This is a genomic window from Sphingobacterium sp. SYP-B4668 (assembly GCF_027627455.1).
GTDB lineage: Bacteria > Bacteroidota > Bacteroidia > Sphingobacteriales > Sphingobacteriaceae > Sphingobacterium.
This window is the reverse complement of record NZ_CP115483.1, coordinates 211,533-224,989: the sequence shown is the minus strand read 5'-3', so window position 1 is coordinate 224,989 and position 13,457 is coordinate 211,533. Positions and strand designations below refer to the sequence as shown.

The following is a 13,457-nucleotide window of genomic DNA, read 5'->3' as shown; positions in this document are numbered from 1 at the left end:
TAATTAATTAAAGTCCAAAGATTAAACCAAACATAAAGGTGCGACTCTGTGGATAAGAACCTTCATCCAGACCTACACGTAGACCTGAGTAGGAATTTACATCTGGATCAAACCCTGTGTATTTGGTCCAAGTGATAAGATTAGTTGCCGTAACAAAAGCATCCAACTTGCGTAGTCCTATGCGTTTTACTAAATTGGGATCTAAAGAATATCTTAAATTAACATTCTTCAATTTGATGTACGAACCATCCTCTACCCATCGGCTTTGTACACGACTATCCGATTGCTTTGGATCGTCACGTATTAGCCGCGGAAAGTTGGTGACATCTCCCTGTTCGCGCCATCTGCTCAGCGCATCAGTAGATAGGTTATTGTACCGAACAATAGAATTGCGTTGATGGTTCAATTCGCTATAAATCTCGTTGCCTACCGAATATTGGAAAAATACATTGAGATGGAAATTCTTATAGCTAAAATCATTAGAGAGACCTCCAAAATACTTAGGCTCTGCATAGCCGATAATCTCTCGATCATCTTGATTGATGATATTATCGTTGTTGATATCTTTCCAAATAGGGTCACCACCGACGAAAGTCCCACCATTGGAGCCATTGGTCACGCCATTGATGTTATCTTCATCACGCGCATATACCCCCTGAAAACGCCAGCCATAAAACACACCTATTGGCAACCCTTCTTGCAAGATGTGGAAATTTCCATTTTGGATATAACCATTTGTGAGAAGATTTTTGGGTAAAGAGGTAACCTTGTTCCTATTTAGACTGATGTTGAAATTTGTATTCCAACTAAATGCACCTTGGAGGTTACGCGTTTGCAAACTAAATTCTAAACCTCGATTTTCAATAGACCCTATATTTTGGGTGATGTATTCAAATCCTGTAGTACTTGGAATCGGCACATTGTACAACAAATCCTTCGTTTTCTTTAGATAAGCATCGGTAGAAAACAATATTCTGTTGTTTGCAAAACCCAGCTCCAGACCTAAATTATACTGATGTGTCGTTTCCCAGGTGAGGCTCGCATTAGGCATTACCGTTGGTGACGCACCAGAGAAATCAAGGTAGTTAGTACCTAACGTGAATTCTCCGCGCGACGTATAGTCACCAATAGCTTCATTTCCGGTACTACCTAAACTAAATCGCAGCTTACCATCACTAAGCCAGCCAAGTTCCTTTATTGCCTCCTCTTCCACAAAACGCCATCCTGCAGAAGCTGAGGGAAAAAATCCAAAACGCTTGTCACGTCCAAATCGGGATGAGCCATCAGCGCGTAAATTAAACTCCAAAAGATATTTACCACGATAATCGTAGGTCGCTCGACCAAAATAAGAAAGCATAGCGTGCTCCGACGCGACATTGACACCTTGATTGGAGATGACCGAAGCGGCATTTAGTGTACGGATATCATCACTCGGGAAATACATGCCATCTAGTCCCGTACGATCATACCGCCATTTTTGAAAACTCATTCCCAATACACCTCCGAAGTTGTGATTATTGGCAATACTCTTGGTGTAAGTAAAGTAACTTTCATTACCCCATGTCAAATTGCCAGAAGACCGGACCCCACCAGTATTGTACCCCTCTCTATAATCCAATATCGAAGGCATGAATTCATCTTCCTTCATTGCAATATAATCTAAGTTGACATTGCTTCGGAATTTAAGATCTTTATAAATATCAATCTCTAGATACTGGCTACCAATAATGCGGTTACTCTTATTTAAATTCGTGGCATACAATGCCATACCAACGGGATTACGCTGCCCAATCATATATCCATTCAGTGAGCCATCGGGCAAATACATCGACATATTAGGAGGACGCACCAGTAAACTACGAATGATACTTAGATTACCCGAACCTGCAGCATTGGTTCGATTATTAACAGCATTGGTGTATGAAATACTTTGTCCGATTCGAACACGGTCAGAAATATTGAAGTCAACATTTAGTCTAGACGTAAATCGCTTGTAATTAGAATTGAGGATTACCCCGTCTTGATCTAGATAAGAAGAGCTCCAAGCATATTTGGTCCCTTGATTACCTCCGCGTACCGACAAATCAATTTTATATTGTCTTGCGGAACGCATCAGTTCATCCTGCCAATCAACATCTCCATTATTCATAGGATTGAGAGAGTCAATAAGCGTATAATAAGGATCCTCAGGAACAGTCATGGCATCGTACGAATCCAATACCGCCTCGCGATACTGCCTGGCATTCAAAACACTGAGCTTACGGGTTAAAGAGCTCACACCCGTCGTTGCATTAAGCAATACCTCAGGCTTACCCTCAGCACCACGTTTGGTCGTGATCATCACGACTCCGTTAGCAGCTCTAGAACCATAGATAGCCGTAGACGCGGCATCTTTTAAAATTTCCATCGATGCTATATCACTTGGATTGATATCAGCAAGAGGATTAAGTCCAGAACCTTCAGTCCCATTTAGAGAAGAGATAGAGTTAGATTCGATTGGAATACCATCTACAACGAAAAGTGGGTTATTGCCTGAATTCAAAGAAGAATTACCACGTACACGAATGGTCATCTCGCCACCAGGAGCACCTGAATTGGACGACACCTGCACACCAGCAGCACGTCCCTGTAAAATAGACACCGGGTCTTGTAGGGTAGTTTTTTCGATTTCACTGGCACCTACCGAAACGATAGAACCGGTTAAATTACGCTTCTTTTGTCGACCATACCCCACGACAACTGTCTCTTCGAGTTCGGTCGATAGACTTTTCAGCGAGACGGTATAAACATTTCGGGCATCGAGCTTTATTGTTTGACTTGTATATCCTACAAATGAAAACACAATAGATTGTCCCTCACGGACGTTGCTCAATACAAAACTGCCCAAATCATCGGTGCTCGCGCCGGCATTCTGCCCAGTGACGACCACACTTACTCCCCTTAGAGGCTCTTTGGTATCGGCGTCGATTACTTTTCCTGAAATCTGGTTTTGCTGCGCAAACATTGGGCTAGGCAAAACCGAAAACACGCACAAAATCCAAATAAACAGAGAAAAGACACGGATATTTTCTTTCATTTTTCGGTGGTTAGTACTAAATATCATAATGCAGACTTTAAGTTTATATCATCTGTAGTTTTACATGAGCAAGGTATATATAAATTTTTTTTCATGCAAACATTTACATTAAAAATATTATTTTCATGAAAAAACATAGCTCAAAACTCACTATATCAATATATATGCTATGCAATTGTTTGCATAAAAATATGTAAAAATTGATATTCTAAATACGCAAAATTTGAGTTAACTTGCCACATCAAGCATTAGAGTAGACATGAAGAAATCAGAAGCATCACGTATCACGATAAAAGATATCGCACGGGAGTTAAACCTTTCAACTGCCACAATCTCTCGTGTCTTGTCAAACCACCCTGCAATCAGCGAAAGCACAAAAAAACTGGTCAATGACAAGGTGAAAGAAATGGGCTTTGCATTGGACCCTATTGCATCCAGCTTCAGGAGCAAGAAAACAAAGTCAATAGGAGTAATCTGCCCTCGGATAGATATTGATTTCCATTCAAAAGTGATTAGCGGAATCGAAGATTTTGCCTACAAGCAAGGATATCAAATCACCATATTCCAATCGCAGGATTCGTACAAAAAAGAAAAAGAGATTGTCCAGATGCTGGAGACCTCTTTGGCTGCAGGCATAATTATCTGTCCTGCATTAGAAACACATCGTTTTGAACATCTCAAGAAGATTGTGAAATCAAATATACCGCTAGTGCTATATGACCGTAGCACAGACAGTCTAAAAGCGAGTAAAGTGATTATCAATGATTTTGAAGCCTCTTTCAACGCTACAGAACACCTTATTCAACAGGGCTGCAAAACGTTAGCCCATATATCGGGCAACAAAAATGTAGACATCTTTAACTCCAGGATTGCTGGGTTTAAGGAAGCATTAGCACAGCACCAGCTCCCAATTCATGAAGAGTTAATAAAAGAAGCTAAAAACCTCACATATGAAGAAGGTAAAGTCCAGGCAGAAGCACTGCTAAAAGAGCACATCATTCCAGACGGTATTGTCTGCGCTAATGACTATACCGCTGTTGCCGCATTGAAAGCATTCCGAAACAAAGGCTATACGATACCCGATCAGGTGGCTATTGTCGGATTCAGCAATTACCCCATCTCTAGCATCCTCGAACCCCAAATATCCACCATAGAGGATAGTGCATACGAGATGGGGCGAGTAGCTGCAAAAATACTCATACAACAGATTGAGGACAAGGATATGCAAGCTCTAGACTACCAAGAAGTAGTGATAAAAACAGAGCTTATCATCCGCGGCTCATCTTTCAGAAACAAATAGTAAAACTCAAACACCTAAGCCTTTACCTCTTCCATATTACTATTGAACACCACCTGCTTCCACTACAAACGATCGATCCCCCGTGCAAAGCACGAGGGATCGATCACGTTCAAGCCTTAGCCCCAAATCAACTCTATTTCTTACCCAATCTATTCAATCGGGCTTGCAACAGCCTAATCTTACTATTACGCAGTTCATTCTCTTGGTGTATTTCCTCAGTATAAAGAAAGTCGGAATTGAGATCTTTAAACACCTTATCCAATCGTTCATCCAGCAAGCCCTTAAGTTCCATCTTCAACCTCGGCAGACTACTAACATCAAAGTCAGGCCTATTCAAAGCCATCTCTACATCCATATATCTCAAATAACGCTGCCTTATCTGCGCCATAAGTACATAATGGGCAAATTCTCTTTTGTTCTTTTTTGGGGATAACGACTTGAGTTCGCGCAACACCCAGTCTGCACTATCTTTCATCTGTGCGATAGAAACGGATTGCACACTACCCACCCCTTGGTTAATTTCATAAGGATTTGACCGAAGAGCATTCCAAAACTTATCAACTTCTCGCTCTTCAAATCCATACTGCTGCTCCCCATATTGATGAACAAATTGTCTAATATTGATGGGCTCTTTAGTCCGCAGGGCAGAAAAATATGCTTCAATAAGCATATTGAAACCAGACAACGGATAGACCCGACGTATCGGATACAATTCAACCAAATCCTTGGGGCTTTCCCAAGTACTTCCATAGAGACCTGAAGTAGACCACGAAGTCATGACAATCCCTTTATAGCCAAACTTCCTTGCCAATGGGATAAAATCATGTATATTTTTAAAGTGCTTCTCCCATTGCGTCAGAAAATAGTTATCGGGGTGACTACGTAATGATGGCGCCCCCCAAATCTCAAATCCTGAGTTTAATAGATTACTGTGCTTACCGAACATATCCACATCCCAGCCATAGTTCCAATCTATAAAAATAGTTTCCTTCGGAATTCCCTGAAGTGCATCCGGATACTTCATGGCAATATCCGCCCATAGGACAGGCTTCTTGCCAAGCTCTACCACCAACTGGCAAAGCAACTTGATATAATCGCCATACAACCGGCCCTTTCCTACCGCTGCGACTTTCGCTTGCGATTCTTTCGAATGCCCCAACAGATAGGTTTCATCCCCTCCAATATGGATATACTCAGACTTATGCGTACTGATCATATCTTTGTATAGATCTTTAAAAAGTGCCTTGGCCTGTTCCTCCTTCAGTGGATTAATCTGTGAATAGTCTTTTTGATCCTCCCGCATATCCTTGTAGCGGTAGTGCCGAAGGATATACTCCACATGTCCAAAACTTTGTTGCAAGGGAATCACATCAATCCCCATATCTTCGCAATAATCTACAAATTCACGTACTTCCTCGCGTGTATAGGCAAATTGATTAGGAATGAGGGGATGATTCTCAAACGGATATGTAGCTTCCCATTCCATAATTAGCGTATTGATACCTCCAATTTGTAATTGCTTAGCAAATTTCTTCAGCGCAGGCATCTTCATGACCTGCACCCGTAAGTCCAAATGGAAGCCGCGTACGGCAAAATCTTGTTGGGTCTGCCCTGCAAAAGAAAGCAGTTGGCTAACCACAAATAGGGCAGCAATGAGGATGTATTTTTTCATAATATGTTTGTTTGTCTATTTTATACCGTTGAGTGTGATTTATATTAGTTTTACCTAGCTATGGTCTTACCTATTGACCACATCAATGGGTACATCTTTTAGCAGAAAGAATACCGTTACCGTACACAATGATATAAAACAATGTTTCTATCACCAAATTTTAATCCATATTTATTTACGACAAGGGATAACTCTGGGATTTCATTGCAGCTGTTAATAAGTATCTAACCTGGATAAAAATCTATTTATAATCCTAAAAAACAGAGCAACCAACAGCCCATAGCACGATATCGGATGGGGGCATGTGCCCCAAATCAGCACTCACTTGCAAGCTCCACAGGAATAAAAGAAGAAAACGGGAAGTATGAGTAATCAACAGCAAGGAGGAGATTGTCAATCGTTCATAACAGATAAAATGTGGCTATTCTAATAAGATTTATGGGAAGACGTGGAAAAATAGAGAGGGAAGACATAAACTGCACAAAGTAGAGGATACATAAAAAAGGATACATAAAATAATACCTTCATTTTTGGCACGACAAACTTACCACCCCGTTGATAATAGGAACGACTCATATCGACCTACTTCATGTTGGAAACTAAACAACAATAGAGAATAAATACCCCTATTTAAAGACCTCTGCAAACGAGGGAAGGATTTGATCTTTCTCCGAAATAATCAATTGATTGGCTGGCAGGGCCCAATCTATGGCTAGTGTTGGATCGTCATACTTAACACCACATTCGGACTCTTTATTGTAAAAATTATCACACTTATAGAAAAACTCAGCTGTGTCAGAAAGCACGACAAACCCATGCAAAAAACCCCTTGGGATGAAAAGTTGCAAATTATTCTGGGCAGAAAGTGTTAATGCGACATATTGACCGAAAGTAGCCGACCCTGCGCGCGCATCCACCGCGATATCCAATACCTCGCCACTAAGTACACGCACCAACTTGGCCTGGGCATACTCGTCAACTTGCGCGTGCAACCCTCGCAATACACCTTTGGTCGAAAAGGATTGATTGTCCTGCACGAAATGAGTATTCGTTCCCGTGAGTTCATTAAAGCTACGCTCGTTAAAGCTTTCAAAAAAATAGCCTCGACTGTCGCCATATTTGGTTGGCTCTAGGATAAAACAGCCTTGCAATTTTGTTGGTGTAATTTGCATCTATTCTTCTATAGTTTGGATGGTTATTAAGATAATCGTATTAATACTATTTACTATACTGCTCCTGATAATACTTCTGGTACTCACCAGAGGTAACGTTATCCAACCACACTTGATTACTAAGAAACCAATCGATTGTCAGGGATAGCCCTTGTTCAAAAGTGACAGAGGGCTGATAGCCTAATTCTTGATTAATCTTAGTAGCATCTATGGCATAGCGCAAATCGTGTCCTGGGCGGTCTTTGACAAAAGTAATCAACTTGTTGGCAGTCCCCTCGGGACGATTAAGCTTTTGATCCATCTGTTTGCAAAGCTCTTTGACTAAATCAATATTTTGCCATTCGTTGAACCCTCCGACATTATAACTACCTCCATCTTTGCCCTGATGGTACACCAGATCAATAGCCTTAGCATGGTCAATCACAAAAAGCCAATCACGCGTATATTTTCCATCACCATAGATCGGGAGGGGCTTGTTGTTTAAGATATTGTGAATACAGAGAGGAATCAATTTTTCGGGAAAGTGATTAGGACCATAATTGTTTGAACAGTTGGTAATCACAATCGGTAGCCCATATGTATCATGATAAGCACGGACAAAATGATCGGATGATGCTTTGGAAGCAGAATATGGAGAATGAGGGTCATAGTTGGTCTCTTCTGTAAACAGTCCCGTATCACCTAGCGCACCGTATACTTCGTCCGTAGAAACATGGTGAAAACGCTTGCCCCTATAATCATCTTTCCAAATATCCCTAGCAGCATTCAAGAGATTCACCGTACCGATTACATTGGTCATCACGAATGCTGAAGGATCCGCAATAGACCGATCCACATGTGACTCTGCAGCCAAATGTATTATGCCATTTGGTCGATAGTGTCTGAATACATCCAAGATGTGGCCTGCGTCGGTGATATCAGCTTTCACGAACGTATAATTTGGGAAGTCTTGAATATCTTTCAGATTTTCAAGATTACCAGCATACGTCAGAGCATCGAGATTGACAATATGGTATTGGGGGTATTTATGGACAAACTCCCGCACTACATGGGAACCGATAAAGCCAGCTCCTCCGGTAATGATAATGGTTTTGTTCATTGCTTTATTTTTTTTTGATTACACAGTCGAAAAACAATTCTGTATTATATTGCAGCTTACATATTCAATTCGCGAAGAGCATATATGCAGCTATAATCTCTTTAGTTTCTTATCGAGAACTAATCAATCAACTTTGATTGATGGCGCTCCAAGGTATTGTAGATTTTTTTGACATCCTGTGACTTGTCCTTTTGCAACACTAAGAATGCATCTTTGGTGTAGACCAGAATGGTATCTCGCAATCCAACAAAGGCGGTGTATGTATCGGTACCGATTACCATATTCCCATTTTCATCAACGGGGTGGCCTGTATGTTTCAAGTAGTCATACATGGACTCGAACGACCCCAAATCGGACCACGTGAAATCCGTAGCCACCACTCGAATCTTCTTCGATCGCTCCATCACAGCATAGTCAATACTGATGGAGGGGATTTCCTTGGAAAGAGCTTCGTCCAATTCATTGCCCTGACGATGCTTCCATGCGGCCAATGCTGTAGCGTATACTTTAGGTTCAAACTGCTGAAGTTCCTGTAAAAGGGTATCCGCACGGAAGCAGAACATACCTGAGTTCCATAAAAAATTTCCCCGCTCGATAAAATCTTCTGCCGTATCCTGATTGGGTTTTTCACGGAAAGAAAGCACCTGGTCGTTCTGATACTCTATATATCCATAACCTGTCTCCGGACGGGTCGGTTGGATACCGAAGGTCACAATATAGCCTTTTGTCGCCTTTTCAAGTCCATTTTTAATTGCTTCTTCATAGGCTTCGTCTCCAACAATAACATGATCGGAAGGAGTGACAATCAAAATATCATCCGAATGCGCGGCAAACGCGGCAAATGCTATAGCTGCAGCAGTATTACGAGGGGTTGACTCGACAATATCGACATAGGCTATCCCATTATTATCCATCACCTCCTTACTCAATTGATGATTATCTTTGTTTCCAACGACAATCACTTGATTGACGAGACTTTGATTACGATTGACCGTCATCTCAAACAAAGAACCCTCTTTGAAAAGGCTTAAGTATTGTTTAGGGAAGCTTTTTCTAGACAGTGGCCATAGGCGACTGCCAACTCCCCCCGAAAGGATGACGTGTATGATATTGCTCATATTGTGTTGCTACCTTATAATATTTCTTATATTTTTAACATCTTATGCTGCTCCTGGGGCTTGATTCGCTTAGAAAATGGTATTTTGTTGAAATGACCATCCATGTAATACCCTTGTATCCAAACGGAATAATCCACAAGTCCCGACTCCTTAAGTAGGCGCTTATTGATATTAAAACCCACCGATCCGGTATTGCTATAATGATCTCCATTTGCTATCGTCAAAGCCAAGTTATTGAACCCCGAAAGATGCAGATGAGGATGTCCACACCTCACCGCCGTAATGAAGACCTGATCATACCTGTGTTCACCAATCTTACTGACCTTAAACACAAGGCTTCCGAAAACGCTGTTTCTACTCAATGTCTGATCGAATATAGGGCCTTCATCCGTATCTGACAATAGATAGTCGACCTCTAAATTAAACAACCCATCAAACTGTTGACGGCGCTGACGCCAGAACACTAAATAGACCGCAAATGTAGCTAAAAGTGCTATAAATAGCACTAGCGAAATTAATTGAAAATTCCACATGATGACAATAAATTATTTTTTCAAGGTAGATAAACGTCTCAGATGGCGTGAAGCATCTGATTCGGTTTAATAGTTTATGTGTACCTCAAAAATAACATTTTATTGTTAAACATATATTAATTCGCTTATTTTCATCCGTATATAATTCTTGAGGAGTGTTTTTTCTCATTTGTATCAATGAGCTCGTCTCCACTCGATTTACTTTTTAAAGGTGATGAAGCTCTCGGATTTATTCATCACGTGTATGTTTTAAGCGGCATTCATGAACTCGCTTTGCTCAGTTATTCATTCCTCTTTGTGGTTTGAATAAATCATGACAGTTTCATTAAAATATATCCAGGCCCATTTTTCTATACGCCTTTAAATAGATTTTTGTACAAAATACGATTGCTGTACAAACAATCGCCATACTATCTGTTAGCCTCTTTCTGAGCGACAACCCTACGTAATCCACTACTAGAGAAACGGTGCGAGCGTTTATTATAATGAATTTCTATTCCACGATCTACGCAATACTGCCTGCCAGTAAAGTCTTGATCACGATATTCCTCTCCAATGATGCGTACATCTATCGGCATACCTTGAATAATATCAGCCAAGTCTTGCTCAGAAGTATACGGAATAATCTCATCCACATAACGACAGCCCTCTAACTGAATATAGCGCTCTACGATGGTTTGTGTAGGATGTGCCTTATCAGGAAAGACCTCAGATGGATCTGTATTGAGTCCAACAATCAGATAGTCACAGTTGCGGCGCGCTTCCTCGAGCATCATGATATGTCCTGCATGGAGCAGGTCAAAAACGCCAAATGTAATACCTATTTTCATGTATGTCTATAATTGTATAACGTGTCGATATCAGCATGCTATCACCTCATATGACAGCTGCCTACAACACAGATTGATTTTTTTATTTATTAACCGACTCAGACTCCTTGGCAGCAACAATACGTCGAAGCCCTGAACTCGAAAAGCGATGATCCCGATTATTGAAATACAACTCTATACCCGTCTCTTCACAGTATTGACGTCCCGTAAAATCCCGTTCACGGTATTCATCACCAACAATACGAACATCTATTTTAAAAGCACGAAGGATATCTTCCAAATCTTGCTCTGTAGCATAAGGCACAATTTGGTCAACATACCTACAACCCTTGAGTTGGATATAACGCTCCACGACAGTCTGTGTAGGTTTATTCTTTTCAGGCCGATCAATAGTGGGGTCGGTCTGCAAGCCACAGATCAAATAATCACATTGACGACGGGCATCTTCGAGCATCTTAATATGACCAGCATGCAGCAGATCGAATGCACTGAACGTAATTCCAATTCGTATATCTCTTCCCTGTATATCTTTCATTTATCGTTGTATTTTTATCTGATTCGTTATGTACATAAGCAAAAAATATGCCTAGCGTACAGCAATACCCACAATTAGCGTATTCTTCCCGCGACAAGCGGCAAAGAAAAGGCATCTCCCTCAAATGTTTCCATATTTCAGGCAACTTAAGTAAATTCACAACTGCTATAACCTAGCAGATACGCTTGGGTTAAAGTTACGAAGATTTATGACTGTTGGAAGCTTATATCACAAAACCCCAAGCGCCCTCTTCAGGGATCGTCGCAGAAGCATCAAAATAGACCCGCTCTTCATCCAAGCCATAATAATATCCCGTAAAATTGACACGGGAGTGCTCTAAACTGGTCTTCAACATTGCTCGCTTGCTCATACTAAAACCAATAGAATGCGGATAGCTATCCGTATGCCCATCAGGAAATAACAATTCTATGGTCGAAAAACTGTTCAGCCTAACATGTCTGTGTTCCATCTCTAATTTGGTGATATATACCTGATCAAAGCTATTACCCTCTTTCGTTGAAACATAGAAGATAAGCGACCCAAAGCAACGGGTATCAGACCGACGCTGCCCAGCGCTAAGCTGTCCTTTGTCCAACAGCCTATACTCCAGATGCACTTCTAAGTATTTATGAAAATTGTGTCTGAAAGAACGGCAATACAAATAATAGGTACAGCTTGCAATGAGCATCAAAACAATAAGAACAACTAATAAAATCACAACTTCATTTATTTACATAAAACAATCTAAATGATGGACACCTGCCTCCGCTCACATTGGATTTGAAAACACCTTAAAAAGAGAAAGCGGAGGCCAAGCGACCCACCATAGGTAGATGAAGAGCAAATATACAGATTGGCATTAGACAAAGTACCTACCCTTTAGGGGGACATCGGGGGGGACAAATGCAAAAGCCAGCGGCAAACCACTGGCTTTTAATCCTATTTAGAAATAATGGAAGTCACTATTCGGATTGATTCACGACTTTGTGGCCTGCTTTCAATAATTCACAGTCTTTCTTGAACAACGCTACATCAGAAGCGACCATCTCCTGAACGAGTCCCACCAAATCATACTTAGGCTTCCACCCAAGCTTGGTATTGGCTTTAGTAGGATCTCCAATAAGCAAATCAACTTCTGTAGGACGAAAGTAGGTTGGGTCTACGTGGATTAATACGTCACCGAGTTGTACAGTCGGTGTATACCCTTGGAGTAAAGGACCAGCAATGGTCGCGTCGATATGGTCTAATATTCCCACTTCATCCACTCCAGTACCTTCGAATCGGATATGAAATCCGATTTCAGCAAATGCCATCCGTATAAAATCACGAACGGGGGTTGTCACTCCTGTCGCGATAACAAAATCCTCAGGCTGCTCTTGTTGGAGAATCAAGTACATAGCCTCGACATAATCTTTAGCATGTCCCCAATCTCGACGGGCATCCAGATTACCCATATACAACTTTTCCTGTAGTCCCAAAGCAATCTTCGCCACTGCGCGCGTAATCTTACGCGTCACAAAAGTCTCGCCGCGCAGTGGGGATTCATGATTGAACAAGATACCGTTACACGCAAACATACCATAAGCTTCCCGATAATTGACCGTTATCCAATAAGCATACATCTTAGCGACAGCATACGGCGACCTTGGATAGAATGGCGTATTCTCAGACTGCGGAACCGCTTGCACCAAACCATATAATTCCGAAGTAGACGCCTGATAAATCTTGGTCTTTTTTTCCAAACCCAACAAACGCACAGCTTCTAAAATCCGTAACGTACCGATACCGTCCGCATTGGCAGTATATTCTGGTGTATCAAAACTTACCTTCACGTGGCTCATGGCAGCGAGGTTGTAAATCTCATCAGGTTGGGTCTCTTTGATAATCCGCGTCAAATTCATGGAGTCGGTCAAATCTCCATAATGAAGCTTCAATCGCTGATGCGGCTGGTGTGGATCTTGATATAAATGATCGATACGATCCGTATTAAAAAGCGATGATCGACGTTTGATACCATGGACCATATAGCCTTTTTCCAAAAGCAATTCAGCCAAATATGCACCATCTTGCCCGGTAATGCCTGTGATTAATGCTGTTTTCATCTAATTATTTTCTTTTTAAT

11 protein-coding genes are annotated in these 13,457 nt (G+C 41.2%); 1 reads left to right on the top strand and 10 read right to left on the bottom strand.

What is annotated here, in order from left to right; genetic code table 11:
- Nucleotides 1-7: 7 nt before the first annotated feature.
- Complete coding sequence (locus tag OQ289_RS01030) at nt 8-3,076, bottom strand: SusC/RagA family TonB-linked outer membrane protein (protein WP_270089014.1); 3,069 nt, start codon at nt 3,074-3,076, stop codon at nt 8-10.
- A 259-nt stretch (nt 3,077-3,335) separates the two neighbouring features.
- Between OQ289_RS01030 and OQ289_RS01025 the strand changes: the two genes are divergently transcribed.
- Complete coding sequence (locus OQ289_RS01025) at nt 3,336-4,376, top strand: LacI family DNA-binding transcriptional regulator (RefSeq protein ID WP_270089013.1); 1,041 nt, start codon at nt 3,336-3,338, stop codon at nt 4,374-4,376.
- Between the two features lie 133 nt (nt 4,377-4,509).
- On the opposite strand, the gene OQ289_RS01020 is transcribed toward OQ289_RS01025, so the two are convergent.
- The 9 genes from OQ289_RS01020 to gmd all read right to left on the bottom strand — a co-directional run bounded on the left by OQ289_RS01020 (nt 4,510) and on the right by gmd (nt 13,437).
- Entirely contained in the window at nt 4,510-6,048 is a 1,539-nt protein-coding gene (locus tag OQ289_RS01020; RefSeq protein WP_270089012.1) for a beta-N-acetylhexosaminidase, read from the bottom strand.
- A gap of 626 nt (nt 6,049-6,674) precedes the next feature.
- Nucleotides 6,675-7,220: a dTDP-4-dehydrorhamnose 3,5-epimerase gene (rfbC, locus tag OQ289_RS01015; RefSeq protein ID WP_270089011.1), complete on the bottom strand. Its 546-nt coding sequence runs from the start codon at nt 7,218-7,220 to the stop codon at nt 6,675-6,677.
- Nucleotides 7,221-7,266: 46 nt separating this feature from the next.
- Nucleotides 7,267-8,319, bottom strand: a complete 1,053-nt coding sequence (gene rfbB, locus OQ289_RS01010) for a dTDP-glucose 4,6-dehydratase (protein WP_270089010.1) — start codon at nt 8,317-8,319, stop codon at nt 7,267-7,269.
- A 119-nt stretch (nt 8,320-8,438) separates the two neighbouring features.
- Nucleotides 8,439-9,437: a mannose-1-phosphate guanylyltransferase gene (locus OQ289_RS01005; RefSeq protein WP_270089009.1), complete on the bottom strand. Its 999-nt coding sequence runs from the start codon at nt 9,435-9,437 to the stop codon at nt 8,439-8,441.
- Between the two features lie 26 nt (nt 9,438-9,463).
- Nucleotides 9,464-9,970: a hypothetical protein gene (locus OQ289_RS01000; RefSeq protein WP_270089008.1), complete on the bottom strand. Its 507-nt coding sequence runs from the start codon at nt 9,968-9,970 to the stop codon at nt 9,464-9,466.
- Between the two features lie 410 nt (nt 9,971-10,380).
- Nucleotides 10,381-10,800 (bottom strand): adenylyltransferase/cytidyltransferase family protein, encoded by a 420-nt coding sequence (locus tag OQ289_RS00995; RefSeq protein ID WP_033563670.1) that lies wholly within the window; start codon nt 10,798-10,800, stop codon nt 10,381-10,383.
- 82 nt (nt 10,801-10,882) lie between these two features.
- The gene (locus tag OQ289_RS00990) at nt 10,883-11,335 is read right to left on the bottom strand and encodes an adenylyltransferase/cytidyltransferase family protein (protein WP_270089007.1); all 453 of its coding nucleotides are present in this window, start codon (nt 11,333-11,335) and stop codon (nt 10,883-10,885) included.
- A 223-nt stretch (nt 11,336-11,558) separates the two neighbouring features.
- On the bottom strand, nt 11,559-12,053 hold the full coding sequence (locus OQ289_RS00985; RefSeq protein ID WP_270089006.1) for a hypothetical protein: 495 nt from the start codon (nt 12,051-12,053) through the stop codon (nt 11,559-11,561).
- 244 nt (nt 12,054-12,297) lie between these two features.
- Nucleotides 12,298-13,437, bottom strand: coding sequence for a GDP-mannose 4,6-dehydratase (gene gmd / locus OQ289_RS00980; RefSeq protein WP_033563672.1), 1,140 nt, complete (start codon nt 13,435-13,437; stop codon nt 12,298-12,300).
- Nucleotides 13,438-13,457 lie beyond the last annotated feature (20 nt).